Below are 20,115 nucleotides of genomic sequence, written 5' to 3'. Positions count from 1 at the left end.
CTACTCACTTACTTATCTCCCCAAGAGGCGTGGTGCCCCCAAACGTCGTTGAAGAAGTAAAAGCCTTGGCAAAAAGCCTTGGCTTTGTTGCTTTAGGGATTGCGAGGTCACACCCCGTCCCCGAAGAGGTACGAGATAGCTATATATCCAGCCTGCAAGAGCAAGGTGTTGGGGACATGGGGTATCTCGAACGCAACCTAGAAGTACGATTCGATCCCGACAAATTGGTGTCGGGAGCCAAGAGCATCATTGTAGGGGCCTTCAATTACTTTCCTGAAAAAACACAACGCATTGATGCCCCTCAAATTGCCTACTACGCCTACGGAAAAGACTACCATCGGGTAGTAAAAGACAAGCTGTTTACTCTACTCAAGTATTTACAAGAGCGAATAGAAACGCCCTTTTCTTCGCGTGTTTTTGTGGACTCGGCTCCTCTGATGGAACGCTACTGGGCGGTACAATCCGGGGTCGGGAAAGTGGGGCGTAATGGGCTCCTCATAGTACCCCATTTCGGTTCGTTCTGCTTTTTGGGAGAGATTGTAACCACACTAGAACTACCGGCAGATACTCCCAGCGAAGGATCTCCCTGTGGTCGCTGTATGCGCTGTGTAGAGCACTGTCCTGCCCAGGCAATTAGCAAAGATGGTCGCCTCTCTCCAACTCGTTGCCTTAGCTACCAAACTATTGAGCACCACGGAAGCCTCGAACCCAAAGTAATAGCGCAACTCGGAGAGCGTATATATGGCTGCGATGCCTGCCAATTGGTATGCCCTCACAATCGCTTTGCTTATCCGCATCAAGAGGGGCTATTGAAACCTGCTCCCGACCTATTGGAAATGACAAGTGAGGACTGGAAAAATCTGGATAACGAGACGTTTGAACAACTTTTTGAACACTCTGCCGTCCAACGTGTCGGGTTTGATGGACTCCGCCGCAATATCAATTCGCTACTTACCTCCGAGGAGACAGAAGCCACTACTCAAAGTGAAAAGTAAGTAGGATCATACGTGGAGTCGCACTCCTCAAGGCTTGAGTAAACTGGTATCGAGCATCATCCACTATATCGGGTCGCTCGTGCTGTATCGCATCTCCTAAGCCATAGGATAGAGACAACTCGGGACAAAGTTTGAAGAAGGGGAGATAGATATCACATCCGATCCCCACCTTAAGACCATATTCTAGCGGTTTGAAATGAATGACATCGCCTCGCTTTTGCCCGATCTGCAACGCAGCATAACCTCCGGCAAGCATATAGGGACGGATATTGTTCATCCGCTGAGAAGAGTACTTGAGCAATAGAGGGAATTCAATCAAATTGGAGCGTGAAGAGAATCGTTCGATCTGATTTTCGCCATCAGAAAAAGAGATAGATCTCTCCGATAAATGTAGCGTAGGCACAAAGCGAAGCTCCCAATTTAATTTGATTGTATAGTCGGCAATCAAGCCTACCGAGAAGCCCGGGGTGTAGTCCATAACCTCTCCATACAGAGGGCTGCCGGGAGTGCCACTTACCGAAGTTGGGACCACTCCCGAGTTTAGAATTGCGAGGTCTTGCGTGTGCATCCCTACATGGAAACCAAGATGAAACACACGATAATCCGCATAAGGGCGACGCTGAACTACTTGCTTTTGCCCCCATGCAACGGCTACACTCCCCCCTAAGAACAGAAGGGTTAGCAGGAACCATCTCCATAGAGAAGAGGTGTATTGTGCGACTAACTTATGTACTACCACGCTGAGATAACGCACTAGCTTGGCTTTTTATTGTACTTTTGCCCGTTAGATATACTGCAATGAATTAGTAGATAAAATAGTATGATAGAAGTAATCAATTTCTCCGATCGCCCGTCGTTGATGAGTGACTATATGGCTGAGCTCCGAGATGTGAATGTACAAAAAGACTCCATGCGTTTTCGTCGCAACATAGAGCGCATAGGTGAGCTCCTTGCCTACGAAGTAAGCCAGCATCTCAACTATGCAAAAGAGGAAGTACAGACACCGCTTGCCATCGCACACAATTATCGTCTGCAAGATCCTGTGGTTATCGGTACTATCTTACGAGCCGGACTACCTTTCCATGCCGGCTTCTTGAATTACTTCGACCATGCAGAAAATGCCTTTGTATCAGCCTATCGTAAATACAAAGACAAACTCAAATTCGACATTTTTGTAGAGTACATCGCTTGCCCCGATCTCACAAACAAGGTACTCATTCTCACCGATCCCATGCTTGCTACCGGCGGAAGTATGGAACTTGCCTATCGTGCGTTGCTCTCTCATGGCAAGCCCCGCCAAGTACACTTTGTATCGGTAATCGCTAGTCAGCAAGCCGTAGACTATCTAAGAAATGCCATTGATCCGGATACTGATGCAACTATTTGGGTAGCATCCATAGACCCTGAGCTTAACGATCACTCCTACATCGTACCGGGCTTGGGAGACGCCGGAGATCTTGCTTACGGAGAGAAGCTCTAATCATTCCTCTCTTTGGCATCCCCCCCTACCCCTATTCCACTTGAGTTACTTGCCCCTGCCGGGAATCTAGAGTGTGGCTTGGCTGCTCTCTCCTCGGGGGCAGATGCCATATATGTGGGTGCTCCTAAGTTTGGGGCACGGGCGGCGGCCAATGTCTCTTTATCAGACATACAGCACCTTGTCTCCGTAGCACACCGCTATGGGGCAAAGGTCTATGTCGCTTTCAATACCATCCTATACGATAACGAGCTCTCAGAGGCTGAGGCTCTCATTCGTCGTCTCTACCTTATAGGTGTTGATGCTCTTATAGTGCAAGACATGGGGCTCCTCACGCTTGATCTACCCCCTATTGCTCTGCATGCCAGCACGCAATGCCATAATGCCTCAGTAGCTCAATTACAACGCCTGTCCGCCTTAGGTTTTGAGCAGGCCGTTCTCGCTCGTGAGCTTACTATAGAGGAGACGGCTACGCTACATCAAGCAGTTCCTGACCTTCGTCTAGAGACCTTTATCCATGGCGCCCTCTGTGTCAGTTATAGCGGTCATTGCTATCTCTCCCAAGCATTTGCCGGCAGAAGTGCCAATCGAGGAGCCTGCGCACAGTATTGCCGATTACCCTACACATTAGAGGATGCTACGGGGCGCAAGATTGTAGAAGGCAGCCACCTTCTTTCCCTCAAAGACCTGAATAGGTCATCTATTCTCTCCCAACTGGTAGACACAGGTGCAGTTAGTTTCAAGATTGAGGGCCGGCTCAAAAATGCCTCTTATGTACGCAATGTCACCGCCTATTATCACCAACTCTTAGAAGACATTGTTGCGGCTCAACCTGAGCGATATTCAAGGTCTTCGATGGGACGAGTTTCCCTATCTTTCACCCCCGATCCTTTCAAGAGCTTTTCGAGAGGAGCCACTACCTACCAACTCAAGAAAGGGGACTTTAATGAGGTCTTAATACGCCCGGAAAGCCCAAAGAGTGAGGGAGAGTTTATCGGGGTTATCTCCAAGATAGAAGGGAATAGCCTATGGCTCGATCGCAGTTGTGACCTTGCCAATGGGGATGGAATCGCCTTCTATACACCTGCGGGTTCGATGGAAGGGACGCGCATCAACCACCTGCAAGAAAAAGGGAAAATCGTAGTGGACAACCCCTGGAATCTTAAGACGGGCACAAGGATCTACCGCAATTATTCTACTCAATTTGAGCGCGTAATCAATCGCCCCGATAGCTCAGAACGATTATTGCCCGTGAGGCTCAAATTGGGAGTCCTTCCGTGGGGATTTGTGCTCGACTTGGAGGTTGACAGCCCTCAATCTAAGGTAACAACTCGCGTCACATTCCCCCACAAGATGGAAAAAGCCATGCAAAACGGGGAGGATCGCCTGCGAGACGCTCTTGCCAAATTAGGGGGGAGCGGATTTTTCTCTACCACGATCGAAATTGACACTAAGGGATTTTTTGTACCCCTATCCGTTGCAAGTTCGCTAAAGAGATTGGGTGTAGAGGCTCTTGATAGAGCTCTCCGATTGCACTATTCTGCTCACCCGATCTATCGTCCCTCTTACACAAGGATCCCACAATCCGTAGGTACCGGTAACATGATTGGCTTTGATTACAATGTTGCCAATTGTGCTGCAAAAAAAGCCTACCAGAGCTGGGGAGCTCAACAGATAGTGCCAGCGTACGAAGTCACCCCCACAAAAGACGCTCCCCTTATGACCTGCCGGCATTGCATTCGCCGCCACTTGGGCTATTGTACCCGCAGCAAGCGAGAGATGCCCTATAAGGAGCCACTCTACCTTGTACACGGCAAGGAGCGTATCCGACTTGCATTTGATTGCAAAGAGTGCAGCATGAAACTTTACTCTGCCCAATAGGCAGAAGACTTGTGCATGGGGATTGCCTAAAATGTATTATCTTTGCAGCCAGTCTGCAACCGCTGAGCACAGCAAAGCCTAGTCGAAGCGGGTGTAGTACCCTAAGTTTAACTCGTTAATTGATAAGACGAAATGTATCTAGACTCAGCAAAGAAGAAAGAAATCTTCGAAAAACATGGTCAATCTGCTACTGACACAGGTAGCGTAGAGAGCCAAGTTGCTCTTTTCACCTACCGTATTGCCCACCTTACAGAGCACCTCAAGAGCAATCGCAAAGACTTTGCAACGGCTCGCGCCCTTAAGATGCTCGTTGGTAAGCGTCGTCGCTTGCTCGACTATGTAGCAAAGAAAGACATCGAGCGCTATCGTAAACTCATTGCAGAATTGGGTATCCGTCGCTAATTGATATTCACTTCTGCTCCTCTCGAAGGGTTGCTCTTAGGGCCTTCCCCAGAGTCTCTTCTATAAGAGTGGATCATCGCCTCTCTCTTCTTCGTCTTCGCCTTGTGCGTAGCATGGAAGGGAGAGGTCATTTATATTAGATCATTGATATTTACCGGCACTAATCCCTTAACTCACACATAATACATATATTTGTAATAGGAAATGTGTGTGTACTTGACTAATCTCCCGAAGGTTGCTCTGGGTCACCCGTATTTTCGCAGGGGGTAACGCTCCCCAAACATTTGAGAGAAAGACTAACGACAAGTAGCAAACAAACGACAAACTAACGAAAATGAAAGATTTTTTGAAGATGTTCTTAGCCTCGATACTTGGCTTTATCGTGGCATCGGTGATACTCTCTTGCATTGCAGCTTTTTGCATGATGGGCTTCATTGCCGTAGTGGCAAACCAGACAAACAAGAGTACAAGTATCCCTAAAGAATCTCTCTTGGTAGTAGATTTATCCTCAATCAAAGAGATTGAAACGGACTCTCCTTTCGATAATTTCTTAGGATCAAACCGAGAAAGGAGTCTCACACTTACCGAAGCTATCCGCAGTATACGATATGCCGCAGAGAACCCACGCATCGAGGGGATCTACCTCACAAGTGCTATGCCGGAAGCCGGTTTGGCATCAATTGACGAGTTGCGTCGTGCTCTCAAAGAGTTCAAGGAGTCTGGCAAGTTCATTGTTTCCTATGCAGATCAATACAGCCAAAAAGGATACTACCTTGCCTCTGTTGCCAATGAGATTTATCTCAATCCCCAGGGAGCTGTAGAGCTTGATGGTATGTATGTTTCTAATGTGTTTTACAAGAATGCATTGGAGAAGTTTGGTGTAACCATGCAGGTATTCAAGGTGGGTACTTACAAGGGAGCTGTAGAGCCATTCCTTCTTGATAAACTAAGCGAACCCAACCGAGCTCAGATCACCTCATTTACTTCCGAACTTTGGAATAACATGCTCCAAGGGATCTCTCAAGAGCGAAATATCGCCCTAGACTCACTCTCTAGACTTGTAGATCGTGCTCCCATGTTCCTCTCTCAGCAAGAACTTGTGGATACAAAACTCGTTGATAAACTCTGCTACGAGCGTGAGGTTATCAAGATGTTTGAGGATGAGTACGGAATAGATGAGGATCACTTTGTAACCCTCAATCAAGTATACAACAGCGAGCGTCGCTACGACAATTCGGGAGATGGCACGGTAAAGGTGCTATATGCCGAAGGTGAGATTACATCAGGCGTTGAGTTTGGTACCATTACCGAAGCTCTTGTAGATCGCCTACTAGACGTTGCAGACGATGACGATATTGATGCCGTAGTTCTCCGCGTAAACTCTCCGGGAGGTAGCAGCTACGTCTCTGATCAAATTTGGGATGCCGTGCGCTACACCAAGAGCAAGAAGCCTATTGTTGTTTCTATGGGAGACTATGCGGCATCCGGTGGTTACTACATCTCATGTGCTTCTAACTACATCTTTGCCGAACCCTCAACCATAACGGGTTCTATCGGGATCTTTGGATTGTTCCCCAACTTTGCGGGGACGGCTCAAAAGTTCTCTGTTACCGAGGATGGTGTAAAAACCGCAAAATATGCCGACTTTGGCAATATGTTCCGCCCAATGACCGACGAAGAGCGTGCTTTGATGCAAGCCCATATCGAGCGAGGCTACGACACGTTCCTCTCTCGTGTTGCAGAGGGACGTAAGCTAGAAAAGTCTCAAGTTGATCTTGTGGCACAAGGCCGTGTATGGACCGGAAAGCAAGCATTGGCTCGTCACCTTGTAGACGAACTCGGCGGACTAGACGAGGCCATTGCCAAGGCTGCAGAGTTGGCAAACATAGAAAATCCTTCGGTTTGGTATGAATCTAGTCGTCAAGACAAGTTCTCAAACATCATGGATAGCTACTTGTCAGAAAGCTCCGATAAGGTTGTGAACAACATACTTACCGAAGAAGAAATCGAGGCTCTCAAAAAAGCTCGAATCATGCGCAGTACTACGGGCGTACAAGCTCGTTTGCTGTACGACATTCAGTTTTAATAAAGCAGATTAATCGCACAAAAGAGGAGCAAGAGACCCCTAAGAGGTCTTACCCCATCTAGCGGTGGTCTCTTCTCCTCTTGCCTATGAGGTGATGCAAGACGTATAGAATGAAACCCCTTGGCACATCCCCCTGGCTCACCCCGGCTGCTGCACTCTATGGTGTAGGAGTGAGGTTGCGCAATTGGCTCTACGACCGGAATATACTATCCGGTAGGAGCTTCCCTATCCCTATTATCTGTGTAGGGAATTTGGCTGTTGGGGGAACGGGCAAAACACCTCTAGTAGAGTACCTAATAGAAACGCTCCAAACCGACTACCGAATAGCCGTTGTAAGCCGAGGATACAAACGTGCCACCAAAGGCTTGATACACGCAACAGCAGCATCCACAGCACGTGAGATTGGAGATGAGCCGAGGCAAATACTCCGCAAATACCCTCATATTACGATGGTTGTGGAGGGGAATAGGAATCGAGCCATTGAGTACATTATGACTCTTCCTGAGGAGGAACGCCCACAAATTATCCTTCTAGATGATGGTTTCCAACACAGAGCGACAAAAGCTTCTCTAAGTCTATTGCTCACTGATTGTCAGCATCCATTTATGAGTGATAGGCTACTACCGGCAGGGAGACTTCGCGAACCTATAAAGGGGAGACTTCGTGCAGATGCCGTGGTGGTAACGCGATGCCCTAAGGATATGTCTCCCATGGATCAGCGCATTATGGAGCGGAACCTATCACTTTACTCTAATCAAACAATCTATTTTTCAACGATTCAATACGGTCAGTTGTCCCCTCTATTCCCAGAGGAGGCAACACCCCAATTGATCCAAGAAACCCATACAGCACGTGTTATCGCCATCGCAGGTATTGGGCAACCTGAGCTTTTCTTTCAGGAGTTGTCTCGCAGATTCCCTCAGGTTGAGACGCACACCTATGCAGATCACCACGACTTTTCGCTTCGAGAGATCGCACAGATGGAAACGTGGTTGCACTCTTCTAGCGATTTTATTGTCATGACAGAGAAAGATGCCATGCGCCTAGAAGGGAAGGAGCGCAACCTCTCACCACTTCTCCGGCAGCGCATTTACTATCTTCCCATCCGACCTCTATTTTTGGGACATAGTGAGGAGCATCTGCAAACGCTACTGCGCACCACACTACAAAAGTATTATCCCAGATAAATCACTTCCAACGTTTACTACATCTCACATATATGCCAACTCCTATTGCTGAATTGGGCGAGTTTGCCCTGATCGATAGACTAACCAACCAACATCATACAACCCAATCTTCTACCCTCAAAGGGGTGGGCGATGATGCCGCTGTGCTCTGGGCACCTGAGGGGCAAGTGCAAGTGGTAACAACCGATTTACTTCTAGAGGGAGTGCATTTCGACCTAACCTACGTGCCCCTCAAGCACCTAGGCTATAAGTCCGTTATGGTCAATCTATCTGACGTATTCGCCATGAATGCCAAGCCCGCTCAGATAACCGTCTCCATTGGCATCTCCTCTAAATTCTCTATCGAACAGCTCGACGAACTCTACGAAGGGATTTATCTTGCGGCCTCTCGCTTTGGTGTGGATGTTGTGGGTGGTGATACAAGCGCCTCGCTAAATGGGCTTGTTATCAGTATCACGGCTCTCGGCTATGCTCCCAAAGAAGCAGTTGTATATCGTAGTGGAGCCAAGCCTACGGACCTTATTTGTGTATCGGGGAACCTAGGGGCTGCCTATATGGGATTAATGCTCTTAGAGCGCGAAAAGCGTGTGTTTGAAACGGATCCAACCCCCTACTTTACACCCGACTTCGATGGTAGAGAATACCTCATAGAACGCCAACTAAAGCCCGAGGCCCGAGGTGATGTGATCTCCACTCTTCTCTCACACGGCATACAACCCACGGCCATGTTGGATATCTCAGACGGGCTCTCTAGCGAACTTCTACACCTCGCTCAGGCCAGTCAAGTGGGCATCAGACTCTACGAAGAGCGAATCCCCATAGATCACGAAACATTTGCTGCGGCCGAAGATCTCCATCTCTCCCCCATTGCCGTGGCTCTCAATGGAGGGGAAGATTACGAACTCCTATTCACCATTCCCCTTTCGTATGCCGACCAGATACGAGCTATCCCCGGGGTACATATAATTGGGCATACAACAGAAGCCGATGAGGGTTGCCACCTCATTACTGCAGACGGCTCACTTGCTCCCATCGAGGCGCAAGGGTGGAATGCGCAACAAAAACTCCAAGAAATTTCTCAAAATAATACCTCACACCAACAATGATCACAACAAGATTACTGGGAAAATTCACCGCCTCCTTCCGAGCTGTTGGGGAATATACCCTACTGATGCGACAGGTTTTCACTCGCCCTGCTCGCTGGAGCATGTTTTTCAAGCAACTAGTACGTGAGATATCCAAGATTGGACTAGACTCCATTCTTATTGTAATGATTATCTCCTTCTTTATAGGTACGGTTATTACCATACAGCTTGCCATCAACATGAGCTCCCCCATGATCCCTCGCTTTACGATTGGTTACTCCACGAGGGAGATCGTATTGCTCGAGTTTTCCTCCTCCATTATGTGTCTTATCCTGGCGGGTAAGATCGGGTCGAGTATAGCATCTGAGCTCGGGACCATGAGGGTGACAGAGCAAATTGACGCCCTAGAAGTGATGGGGATCAACTCGGCGAACTTCTTAATCCTTCCAAAGATTGTGGGACTTCTGCTCTTTATCCCCGTGCTCTCCATCATCAGTATGGCTACGGCTATTGGGGGCGGATTCTTGGCAACCTTCCTAACTCCCTCTCTCACGGCAGAAGACTTTGAGTATGGAATGCAGCTCTACTTCAATCCCTACAACGTGCTCTACTCCATCATCAAGAGCCTTGTGTATGCCTTCATTATCACCTCCGGCTCTAGTTACTTCGGCTACAATGTAAAGGGAGGTGCCTTAGGTGTAGGGGTGGCAAGTACCAATGCTGTGGTAACAAACAGTGTGCTCATCCTTCTGGCCGACGTATTACTCACTAACCTATTGCTCATCTAACGAACTATGATAGAAGTAAAGAATCTTGTCAAAGAGTTTGAGGATAAGCAGGTCCTCAAGGGGGTTTCGGTCGTCTTCAAGAGTGCCACTACCAACCTGATCATCGGAAAAAGTGGTGCCGGTAAGACGGTGTTGTTAAAGTCACTCATCGGGCTAATCATCCCCACCAGTGGAGAGATTCTCTTTGATGGGGAGAGTGTCCTTCAGCTCGATAAAGAGAAGCGGAAGCAACTCTACCGCAAGATGGGAGTTATGTTTCAGGGGTCGGCACTATTCGATAGCATGACAGTCTTGGAGAACGTACAGTTCCCCTTGGATATGTTTCTCCGTAAGTCTCTCAAGACTCGCCGATCCATAGCCAAAGAATACCTCAAGAAAGTGGGACTAGCAGATGCCGCTAACAAATTCCCATCTGAGATAAGTGGCGGTATGATGAAGCGTGCTGCCCTTGCTCGAGCCTTGGTAACAAAACCCAAATACCTCTTCTGTGACGAACCCAACTCAGGCCTAGACCCTAAGACCGGCGGGCAAATAGACCAACTCATCCACGACCTAACCAAAGAGTTTGAGATAACGACCGTCATCAATACGCACGACATGAACTCGGTGCACAATATCGGTGAGAATATCGTTTACCTCTACCATGGGGAGAAAAACTGGGAGGGCCCCGCTAGCGATATCGAAAAGATGGGGACACCCGAAATAAAGCGGTTTATCTTGTAACCCACGCCCCACTAGGAGAAGGAAGCAACAGAACAAATAGGCTCGGGAGCGTAGCTCCGGACCAAGTCGAGAAAGACGTAAGAAAAGGGTCGACACTTATGATAAAAGTGCCGGCCCTTCCTTGTCAAAAGGAAGCTCTCTCTGGAGGACCTATTACAAGGGTAATTGACTTGTCGCAAAAAGCTAATGAGCTTTCATCTAATTCCTAATGAGCTTTCAGGAAAAAGCTAATGAGCTTTTGTCGGATTCCTAATGAGCTTTTCGTGTAAAGCTAATGAGCTTTTGCCGGATTCCTAATGAGCTTTCGAGAAAAAGGCCATTTGCAGCTTAATTTACACCGCTATATATCTTGATTACCGACTATTCCTTTTCTTCAAGAATCTCCGCTATCTTTTCATACGTCTTCCCATTTCGGATTGTAATGTACTTATAGAAATCTTGTTTCATCAGTTTCCTATGATATGTGGTTTTCAGGTATTCAGCCTCATCATACTTTCCCCAAAATATCGCATTTCTACCGATATAAACTATCTCGTTGCAAAATTCTGATTGGGTTATAAAATCTACAATGACTGATTTTTCAACTTGATTGGGTATAAAAAGGACATCCTTTCTTGCTAAATCTTCCCCCCACCAACTAGGTAAATCCGCTCTTTCTTCTAAATAATCTTCCTTGCTAATCAAAGCAAAAGGAATGGGAAAGTCATAATTTCTTTCTAATGCATCTGCTATCGTTGAGATGCAACTTTCAAGACTTTGAACACTTTTGAAAAACAAATTTCCACTATTAATGTACGAATCAACACCTTCAAATCCCTCATCCGAAAGTATTTTTTTCAAATCACCCATGGAGACTTTGTGTTTTCCGCCCACATTGACACCTCGCAATAAAAGTATATATACCATACAACTCATTCTCTAAAAGATTTCTTACCAATCATATTTTCTCCTTCCATTGTTGTTTAAGTAGAAAAACAATAGACCCTATCGATAGAAAAAGGTTGGCCTCTCAAAAGGGAAAGAGAAGCCAACCTTTTAGTACGGATCTAGGTTTTGTATCTATTCGGGCAGGTCGCTGCCATCGAAAGCGAAGGGCAAGAGTCCTCTATTATCATGGAGTACGAGGGCTTGTTCCTTGCCTGCCATAACTACCTTAAAAGGCTTCTGATGCCTACTACTTGTCTCCGCAAGTACCTGACGACAGGCCCCACAGGGAGTTATGCTCTCTACTCTATTCTCTTCGCTAAAGGCGACCAACAATAGGATCTCCACAGCCTCATCGGGATACTGCGCTCCGGCTGCAAAAAGAGCCGTACGCTCAGCACACAAGCCCGAGGGATAGGCGGCATTCTCTTGATTGCTCCCCACTACGACTACGCCATTAGAGAGCAGAAGAGCAGCCCCTACTCGAAAGCGGCTATAGGGAGCATAGGCATTACGAGCGGCCTCCACGGCAGCCTCCTCCAAGCGAAGGAGCGTGGCATCGAAGTCTTTTCGTTGGATTCGTTCGTAAGGAATGGACAGCGTGTGCATTGTTATAGGGGATCAGAATTTATAACCAAAGGTGATTGTTGCGCGAATGTTGCTGTTCGAGAGCTTTATCGCATTGGGGGTAGCAAAAACATCCGACTTGAGAGGATCTCCATTGCGATCCGACAACATCGGGAAGGCATAAACATAGCTATCGTTCTGAGTTCTCACGAGAGCGGCATCCATATAGAAACTCTTGGAGAAACGATATCCAACCCCTCCACCAAAGAGCCACTGCACCTTTTGAATGCTATAATGAGGCAAAGTACCTGCTACGAGTATCGGGGTTTGACTACTGCCCTCGAAGGTGGTAAGTCCATTACCCGCCTTCATAGGAGTGGTAGAATAGGCCCCACCCAAACGCAAGCTAAGCGCAGGTAATACACGCACTTCGCCCCCTACACGCACAGTGTGTTGCAATCCATAGTGAGACTCAATGGCTCTATTATCCAAACTTGCGGATGTCGATCCCGGGAATTTAATCCTCATCCAGCTATAAGGCATCAAGTCGTAATCTACGCTAATGAGCCCCCTATTGCCAAATGTATAGGCGAGCCCAACTACAAATCTGCTGGGAGTAATGATAGAATAGGAATTGCTACCCTTAGGCTTAGGCGTTTTTCCCTCCAGTTGGTACACTTTATTTACGTGAGAACCATCATTCGATAGCGATGTGTAATGGGTTTTGGCCGTAGCGTAGTAGCGATCTACCAGCGAAAGCCATGTGGGAGAATGGTAAGCAAGACCAATCCGCAACCCATCAGTTGGGCGCAAGATCGTACCCACACTGAGACCAAAGCCACTCCCCGTGGTCATGAGTTCGTTGTAAAGCTCAAGATAGTCGTTGTACGAAAAGTCTTCTCCATAGAGTGAAACGAGTTGCTTCTCTACAGAAGTGTACTTGAGAGATGCACCTAGATAGTAACGATCGCCCCAGTTATACCCAAAGTTGAAGTCGTAGGAATGCATATAGCCTCTCTCCTGCATCTGTAAGGTAGCACGTTTGGGACCAAAGGGAACCTTAGAACCCGATCCATCGGGGTAATAGAAGTTCGTGACATAAGGGCCTGCTCCTCCAGCACCCGGATTGATAAAACCGGCCTCATAACCAAGGATCGTCATCCACGAAGCATTGGCATCGTAGAGTCCACCTTTTTGAGGGTCGTAAAAACTATCATAACGTAGGTTTTCGGGAGTGATCAAGCCCGTATAGTCTGCAATAGAAAAGGGAATGCCCTTAACGCCATTATAGTCGAGGAGAGTACCCTCAGGGTTTGTTTCTGCGGAAAAATCTCGGTCGAAGCGAATCACTCTATTGCGGTTAATGGCAAACGTAAAGCCATTGCCGGTAGAGGCATCGTAGTAAGAAGAAACATAACCTATCTGCGGCATCTTTACGTTACTGCGGCTCTGCCTCGATTCCTGATTATACCAATGGGCGGTTGTGGCACGGTTGTCAAAACCGAGAGTCATCGACATTTCCGATTTGTGGAAGACGGCTCCACCTGCGGGGTTCTGAGATATAGATGAGAGATCACCTCCCAGGGCAGCAAATGCCCCCCCCATAGCCTGAAAGCGAGCCGTCCCATCTGTCTCTGTTCTACTTAGAGAAAAAGCATCCGTCTCACTCTGTGCATGGATCGAGCCCACCCCCAGGAGAGAGCAAGCTACGATCCCTAAATACATTTTCAAAAGTCCATTCATGATCTATGTATGTTGTATTGGTGTTTGTCTATTTCTGCGGATATATCCTTCGAATGCTTAGCGACGTCCTCGAGAAGATGAGGAAGAACCGCCTCCATCATAGCTACCACGAGAAGAGCTACCGCCACTACTCTGTGAAGAAGAGCCCGGATCAAACGAACGATACTGCTGTATGGTTTGCTGAGAAGAAGAGCTACTACGTCTTGGCTCAGAAGGTGTATCGTAAGAGCCTCTGCGCTGAGGTTGGTAAGACTCGTATTGACTTCTCTGCGAGCGAGAGGGTACATCTCGTTGCTCTATACGTTGCTGCGAGCGGTCGATCCGTTGCGGTGTTGTTTCTTCGTATGTACCACGACGTGCGGGACGTTCGGTAATGCCTTCGGTACGATGGCGCATGGGCTCATCCGTAGATACACGAGAATTGTTCGTGCGGGAGTCTTCACCATAAGAACCACGAGCGTTGCCCGATCGAGAGGGACGATAATCTCTAGGATTGTATGCCGTATTATCGGTTACACGATTAGTATTTTCCGTCCAATAATTTCCTCTTGTTTCGTTTATCGCTTCTATGCGACGCGCTTCACGATCGGAGAGCTGTCGGTTGGAGCTAGCTGTGCTCGTTACAGAGCCATTGTTATTGCGAGAGCTATTATATGAGCCTCCATAGTACTCGTTGTTGCGACGGCCATTAGGGGTACGATTTACCGAGTGGTAATAAGAACCAACATAGGGATCGTAGCCGTAACCACTACCATAATATCCGCTATAATAACCATCTACAAAACCTTGGTGGTAGCCACTATTCCAAGCATAGTAGGGATCGCTGTAGTAGCCCCAAGAGGAGCCCCAACCCCAGCCCCAAGAGCTGTATCCCCACCAGCCATATCTGCGGTAGCGAGAATAATAGGGGCCATACCATGCCGAGTACCAGAAGGGATCGCTATACCAAGGCGAGTACCAAGGATAGTAATAACCGGGATAGCCGCCATAGTAAGACGAGCCGTAGCCGTAGCCATAGCCACTACCTACACCCAGATAAATGTTTATATCTCCTCCACCGGAGTAGTACTGATCATAGTCGTAGCCATATCCGTAGTAATCGTCGTCTGTATATATGACGATACTATTCCCATTCTCTATAACGATAGTAGCGGGATCGTGGAATCGTGCAATGCGATCGGCATAATACCCACGAGAGGAGCGTGAGCGATTTTTGTAGCTACGCCCTCTTTCTCTAGAGGCATATTGCTTCGATGTATTGTTTCCTCTCTTTATAGAGCGACCAGACGAAGAGTCCTTTGCATCCCCTCTTCGGTTGTAGGCATCAATATCCCGATCCGAAGAGTCGTCATAATACTCATCTTGGTCATATTCATCCTCGTAATTATCGTTTGCGTAGCGAGAGTTTTCTCTATTGGCACGAGCCCATTCTTCTTCGCGTTGTCTGCGCTCTTTCGCAATTCTCTCGCGTTCTGCCTTCTCACGAGCTGAGATAGCCTTACGCTGCTCCTGCACCTGCTTCTGATTGTTGTAGATGTCATCAAAATCCCAATCATTTTGGGCTGATGCAGAGGTCATTGCCAAAGCTGCTATCCCCATAAGGATTAGCCATCTGTTTCGTTTCATAGTTCGTATAATTAAAGTGTTGATGTTCGTCTTTTTACTTATTGGTAGCAGTTCTCCCGCCCGGAGAACTAGAGACACCGACTCTGCCTCTTTACTTTTTAGTATTAGATAGTGGAGAGACACTTTTGTTTAAGTATGCTAGGACACTATCCGCAGGTAAAGATACACAATTCCCGCAACTGAGAAACACAATGCGCCCAAAGAAGAAAAAGAGACAGGCTGATAATGAAAAATTTCTAGGGTGAAAATCGAAACTTTTCTGGGCAAAATTCTCCCCTCTTACTGGCTGAAAAATCTTTTGTTGTAGGCCTAAATCCGAAAAAATTCCACCCTGCCTCTTTTTCCGCTTTCACAGTGCGTCTCATGTTTAGGCAACTCGGCCTGCCATCTGGTGCAAAATGATTACTTTTGCAGGCAGCACTCTTGTTTTTTGTCTCACCCCGGCGTGAGAAAAATAGAGCGGAGTGAGAGATTTATTGACGACAAAATACACTCATAAAATAGAATAGGATAAATGGCTCAAGAAGATCTTTTCAAGAAAATAGTATCCCACTGCAAAGAATATGGATTTGTATTCCCCTCTTCGGAGATTTACGATGGGTTGGGAGCAGTGTACGACTATGGGCAATATGGCGTTGAGCTGAAGAATAATATAAAAGCCTTTTGGTGGAAGAGTATGACTCTATTGCACGAAAATGTAGTAGGTATAGACTCGGCCATCTTTATGCACCCCAAGATTTGGCAAGCCTCGGGGCATGTGGAGGCTTTTAATGACCCCCTTATCGACAATAAGGACTCGAAGAAACGCTATCGTGCCGACATTCTAATCGAGGACTATCTGGCCAAGCTTGACGAAAAAATCGACAAGGAGGTTGCAAAAGCTGCAAAGCGTTTTGGAGAATCTTTTGATGCTGCACTCTATCGCGAAACCAATCCTAGAGTACAGGGCTATCTAGCCGAGAAAAACGAAACACTAGAGCGATTCTCCAAAGCACTCAACGACAACGATCTTGAGGCAATCCGCGCCATCATCGTAGACAAAAAGATTGTTTGCCCCATTAGCGGCACCTGCAATTGGACCGAGGTGCGCCAATTCAATTTGATGTTTGCCACAGAGATGGGGTCTACAGCCGATGGTGCATCGAAGATCTATCTGCGTCCGGAGACGGCTCAAGGGATCTTTGTCAACTACCTCAATGTGCAGAAAACAGGGCGCATGAAGCTCCCCTTTGGGATTGCTCAGATAGGGAAAGCCTTCCGCAATGAGATTGTGGCCCGTCAGTTCATCTTCCGCATGCGTGAGTTTGAACAGATGGAAATGCAGTTCTTTGTTGCCCCCGGCGAAGAGATGAAGTGGTTTGAGTACTGGAAAAAGACACGTATGGCATTCCACAAATCACTCGGACTGGGCGACAGCAAATACCGGTATCACGACCACGAAAAGCTGGCTCACTATGCCAATGCGGCTACAGACATTGAGTACGAAATGCCATTCGGATTCAAAGAAGTAGAAGGAATTCATAGCCGTACCAACTACGATTTGAGCCGTCACGAGGAGTTCAGCGGCAAAAAGCTCCGCTACTTCGATCCTCAAACAGGAGAAAGCTATATACCCTACGTAGTGGAAACCTCTATCGGGGTAGACCGCCTATTCCTCAGCCTGATGTGTGGTGCTTACTGCGAAGAGCCTACAGAAAATGGCGAGATGCGCACCGTACTACGCCTCCCCGCAGCCTTGGCTCCTATCAAACTCGCGGTACTCCCGCTCGTGCGCAAGGATGGCTTGGACGAAAAGGCTCGTGAAGTGGTACGTGAGCTTCGCTTCGACTTTACTTGCCAATACGACGAAAAAGACTCCATTGGGAAGCGGTATCGTCGCCAAGATGCCATAGGGACCCCCTACTGTATCACTATTGACAACCAAACAATGGAGGACAACACTGTTACCATCCGAGAACGTGACACGATGGAGCAGCATAGAGTTGCCATAACAGATCTCCGCAAAGAAATCGCCCAAAAGGTAGATATGGGGACTTTACTACGGAAAATAGCTTGTGACAGCCATGAATAAGAGAATATATCCCATCCTAATAGCGGTTGCCACCTTGATGGCAACCCTACTCCCTGCATGCCAGAAATCAGTTGACAGCACCGAAGAATGGCGCCGACGCAACGAAAAGGCCTTTGCAGACTATGAGAGCAAAAGTGACTACCAAAAGGTTACAACAGACGGCTCTATGCCTTACGTCTTTATGAAGACGAAGACCAAAGGTACCGGTACTGAGCACCCTATATCCACCTCGCGTGTGATTATCCACTATGCTATGTACCTACTTGTTCCCACCTCATCAACGGGCACAGCGCCCCTAGATGGGAACTTCGATCAGGAACAAGGATTACGCCTTTCGCTCAACAGAGGCGAGAAGGAGAGAGCTATTGCAGGTGTGCAAATTGCACTCCAAAATATGGTTGTAGGCGATCATACCGAGGTAATTATCCCCTGGTATCTAGCCTATGGAGCTAAATCGTCCCCCTCTCAGACTTCAACAATCCCCGCCTACTCGGCTTTGAGGTACGAGGTTCGTCTCGACAGCATCGTACCAGAATCTGCCGAATAATACCCCAAAAGGTGACTTATATTTTACTAGCAATCCAACTAGACATTAATGGTATCCAGACCCCATATTCTCATATCTAACGACGATGGTATTCACGCCCCCGGCATAGCCGCCCTGAGCGCTATGCTTCGTACAATTGGGGATGTTACCGTTGTTGCCCCGGACGGTCCTAGATCAGGCGCATCGTCCCAAATCTCAACTAGTCTGCCCCTGAAGCTAACGAAGATGCAGGAGGAAGAGGGGTATAGAGTCTATCGCTGCTCCGGCACCCCTGCCGACTGTGTAAAGCTCGCCCTTAACACACTATTCTCCAAGGAGTGCCGTCCCGATCTCGTTGTAAGCGGGATTAACCATGGGCGCAATGATGGTATTTGCGTTGTTTATTCGGGTACTGTAGGGGCAGCCCTCGAAGGTTGCATTGCCGGAATCCCCGCCCTAGCAGTCTCGGTCAACGACCACGGAGAAGATGCAGAGATGCGCTATGCCGTTGAGTACACAGCGCCATTGGTCCGTTGGATGCTCTCAAACAAAATACCAACGCATACGATGCTCAGCCTCAATCTGCCTACGACAGCTCCCTTGGGACTCAAGGTGGCCCCTCAAGCAGTAGGACGGTTTATGGACGAATTTGTAGAAAGTACAAACGGCTCCGGAGGACGAGTATATTGGATGGTAGGAAGCCAAATCAAAACAGAAGATGAACCCAATACGGACTGGGATCTCTTGGAAGAAGGGTATGCGACCCTCACCCCAATCCGTATCGACATGACCGATAGGGAATTCTTACCTCACCTCTACGAGGCATTCCGCGAAGGGCTCCCCCAATAAAATCACCTCCCCACAATGCGATATTTCTTGATAGCAGGAGAGGCTTCGGGAGACCTTCATGGTGCTCACCTCATCAGAGCCATAAAAGCCGAAGATCCTTCGGCTACCTTCGCCTTTATGGGAGGAGACCAGATGGCTTATGAGTCAGGAAGGCGACCCGTTGTGCATTACAGCAAGGTTGCCTTTATGGGGTTTATCTCCGTTTTGAGACACCTTCCCAAAATTCGCTCCGCAGCTCATCTTGTACAACAAGAGATCAAGGAATTCGATCCACACGTGGTGATTCCCATCGACTACTCCGGGTTCAACTTTCGTTACATTCTTCCATTTGTAAACAAGTCATTGCCTCGCACTTCTGTCTTTTACTACATTCCTCCCAAAGTGTGGGCTTGGAAGAAAAAAAGAACAAAGCAACTGCGAACCCTTTGCACACAAGTGCTGAGCATACTGCCCTTTGAGGAGGAATTTTTGATTCGCTATAAGGTAAAAGCCTACTATGTGGGCAATCCTTGTGTAGATGCCGTGGGAAAGTATTGGGATACATGGGGCGACCCACAAACAAAAATAACCCTGTGCAATAAGACCCCACAACTCACAATAGAGCGCCCGATTGTGGCCATACTGGCAGGGAGCAGACGTGCCGAGATAAAACAAAATCTCCCTCTGATGCTCACTACCCTACGGACTCACTACCCTAACTATCAGTGCGTCATAGCAGGCGCTCCGGGTATTGAGGCCGAGTTTTATACTCCGTTCGTACAGGGATATAAGGCGGAAGTGCTTTTTGGTCAGACCTATGACATCTTGGCAGCTGCAGATTTTGCCCTCGTAACATCGGGCACCGCTACCCTAGAGACAGCACTCATAGGCACTCCACAAATAGTCTGCTATCGAAGCATCGGATCCCCTCTTATCAATTGGGCTTTTTCGCAATTCCCGATCTCCTACTTCTCTCTGGTTAATCTCATATTAGATACCCCTTTGGTAGAGGAGCTACTTGCAGCCAAAGCAACTCCCAAGCATCTCCACAAGGCTATTGAGCGACTTCTAGCCTCAACTCAAGAGATCTCAGAAGGCTATGCACGCCTTCAATCCCAACTCGGACGCGTACCGGCTGCTCGCACTGCTGCCCAAGTTATCACTCGCTCTATCATTCATTAGTAACAAAGACATCACGCTATCTTT

The 20,115-nt window shown here is 47.8% G+C and carries 18 protein-coding genes; 13 read left to right on the top strand and 5 right to left on the bottom strand.

Annotation, left to right across the window (positions count from 1 at the left end; genetic code table 11):
• Nucleotides 1-29 precede the first annotated feature (29 nt).
• A complete protein-coding gene (gene queG, locus Q0090_RS02335) occupies nucleotides 30-995 on the top strand; it encodes a tRNA epoxyqueuosine(34) reductase QueG (protein WP_297947060.1) in 966 nt (321 codons plus the stop codon).
• Here queG and Q0090_RS02330 read toward each other — a convergent pair.
• Entirely contained in the window at nucleotides 976-1,749 is a 774-nt protein-coding gene (locus Q0090_RS02330; RefSeq protein ID WP_297947058.1) for a porin family protein, read from the bottom strand. The two genes, queG and Q0090_RS02330, sit on opposite strands and share 20 nt — an antisense overlap.
• Nucleotides 1,750-1,818: 69 nt before the next feature.
• Between Q0090_RS02330 and upp the strand changes: the two genes are divergently transcribed.
• The 8 genes from upp (at nucleotide 1,819) to Q0090_RS02290 (ending at nucleotide 10,624) form a co-directional block, all read left to right on the top strand.
• Nucleotides 1,819-2,475: a uracil phosphoribosyltransferase gene (gene upp / locus Q0090_RS02325; protein ID WP_297947124.1), complete on the top strand. Its 657-nt coding sequence runs from the start codon at nucleotides 1,819-1,821 to the stop codon at nucleotides 2,473-2,475.
• A gap of 12 nt (nucleotides 2,476-2,487) precedes the next feature.
• On the top strand, nucleotides 2,488-4,353 hold the full coding sequence (locus Q0090_RS02320; protein WP_297947056.1) for a U32 family peptidase: 1,866 nt from the start codon (nucleotides 2,488-2,490) through the stop codon (nucleotides 4,351-4,353).
• Between the two features lie 132 nt (nucleotides 4,354-4,485).
• Nucleotides 4,486-4,755: a 30S ribosomal protein S15 gene (gene rpsO, locus Q0090_RS02315; RefSeq protein ID WP_004334214.1), complete on the top strand. Its 270-nt coding sequence runs from the start codon at nucleotides 4,486-4,488 to the stop codon at nucleotides 4,753-4,755.
• A 334-nt stretch (nucleotides 4,756-5,089) separates the two neighbouring features.
• Nucleotides 5,090-6,841 (top strand): signal peptide peptidase SppA, encoded by a 1,752-nt coding sequence (sppA, locus tag Q0090_RS02310; protein WP_297947053.1) that lies wholly within the window; start codon nucleotides 5,090-5,092, stop codon nucleotides 6,839-6,841.
• Between the two features lie 110 nt (nucleotides 6,842-6,951).
• Nucleotides 6,952-8,028, top strand: a complete 1,077-nt coding sequence (gene lpxK, locus Q0090_RS02305) for a tetraacyldisaccharide 4'-kinase (RefSeq protein WP_297947051.1) — start codon at nucleotides 6,952-6,954, stop codon at nucleotides 8,026-8,028.
• Between the two features lie 32 nt (nucleotides 8,029-8,060).
• Complete coding sequence (gene thiL / locus Q0090_RS02300; protein ID WP_297947049.1) at nucleotides 8,061-9,134, top strand: thiamine-phosphate kinase; 1,074 nt, start codon at nucleotides 8,061-8,063, stop codon at nucleotides 9,132-9,134.
• Entirely contained in the window at nucleotides 9,131-9,901 is a 771-nt protein-coding gene (locus Q0090_RS02295; protein WP_297947047.1) for an ABC transporter permease, read from the top strand. Before thiL ends, Q0090_RS02295 begins: the two co-directional genes overlap by 4 nt.
• Before the next feature lie 6 nt (nucleotides 9,902-9,907).
• Nucleotides 9,908-10,624 carry an ATP-binding cassette domain-containing protein gene (locus Q0090_RS02290; protein WP_297947045.1) on the top strand — a complete coding sequence of 239 codons (717 nt, stop codon included), beginning with the start codon at nucleotides 9,908-9,910 and terminating at the stop codon, nucleotides 10,622-10,624.
• A 360-nt stretch (nucleotides 10,625-10,984) separates the two neighbouring features.
• On the opposite strand, the gene Q0090_RS02285 is transcribed toward Q0090_RS02290, so the two are convergent.
• The 4 genes from Q0090_RS02285 to Q0090_RS02270 all read right to left on the bottom strand — a co-directional run bounded on the left by Q0090_RS02285 (nucleotide 10,985) and on the right by Q0090_RS02270 (nucleotide 15,484).
• Nucleotides 10,985-11,530, bottom strand: coding sequence for a DUF1697 domain-containing protein (locus Q0090_RS02285; RefSeq protein WP_297947043.1), 546 nt, complete (start codon nucleotides 11,528-11,530; stop codon nucleotides 10,985-10,987).
• Nucleotides 11,531-11,683: 153 nt separating this feature from the next.
• Nucleotides 11,684-12,163 (bottom strand): cytidine deaminase, encoded by a 480-nt coding sequence (gene cdd / locus Q0090_RS02280; RefSeq protein ID WP_297947122.1) that lies wholly within the window; start codon nucleotides 12,161-12,163, stop codon nucleotides 11,684-11,686.
• Nucleotides 12,164-12,169: 6 nt separating this feature from the next.
• A complete protein-coding gene (locus Q0090_RS02275; RefSeq protein WP_297947041.1) occupies nucleotides 12,170-13,858 on the bottom strand; it encodes an outer membrane protein transport protein in 1,689 nt (562 codons plus the stop codon).
• A gap of 57 nt (nucleotides 13,859-13,915) precedes the next feature.
• On the bottom strand, nucleotides 13,916-15,484 hold the full coding sequence (locus Q0090_RS02270; RefSeq protein WP_297947039.1) for a hypothetical protein: 1,569 nt from the start codon (nucleotides 15,482-15,484) through the stop codon (nucleotides 13,916-13,918).
• A 514-nt stretch (nucleotides 15,485-15,998) separates the two neighbouring features.
• Between Q0090_RS02270 and Q0090_RS02265 the strand changes: the two genes are divergently transcribed.
• The 4 genes from Q0090_RS02265 to lpxB are packed head-to-tail and all read left to right on the top strand — an operon-like array spanning nucleotide 15,999 to nucleotide 20,091.
• On the top strand, nucleotides 15,999-17,555 hold the full coding sequence (locus Q0090_RS02265; protein WP_297947037.1) for a glycine--tRNA ligase: 1,557 nt from the start codon (nucleotides 15,999-16,001) through the stop codon (nucleotides 17,553-17,555).
• On the top strand, nucleotides 17,548-18,102 hold the full coding sequence (locus Q0090_RS02260; RefSeq protein ID WP_297947035.1) for an FKBP-type peptidyl-prolyl cis-trans isomerase: 555 nt from the start codon (nucleotides 17,548-17,550) through the stop codon (nucleotides 18,100-18,102). The genes Q0090_RS02265 and Q0090_RS02260 overlap by 8 nt, the downstream gene beginning before the upstream one ends.
• 48 nt (nucleotides 18,103-18,150) lie before the next feature.
• Nucleotides 18,151-18,930, top strand: coding sequence for a 5'/3'-nucleotidase SurE (gene surE / locus Q0090_RS02255; protein WP_297947033.1), 780 nt, complete (start codon nucleotides 18,151-18,153; stop codon nucleotides 18,928-18,930).
• 15 nt (nucleotides 18,931-18,945) lie between these two features.
• Nucleotides 18,946-20,091 carry a lipid-A-disaccharide synthase gene (gene lpxB, locus Q0090_RS02250; protein WP_297947031.1) on the top strand — a complete coding sequence of 382 codons (1,146 nt, stop codon included), beginning with the start codon at nucleotides 18,946-18,948 and terminating at the stop codon, nucleotides 20,089-20,091.
• Nucleotides 20,092-20,115: the final 24 nt, after the last annotated feature.

Source organism: uncultured Porphyromonas sp., assembly GCF_938023125.1.
Lineage (GTDB): Bacteria > Bacteroidota > Bacteroidia > Bacteroidales > Porphyromonadaceae > Porphyromonas.
The sequence above is the reverse complement of the archived record's forward strand: the minus strand, read 5'-3'. Positions and strand labels throughout refer to the sequence as shown.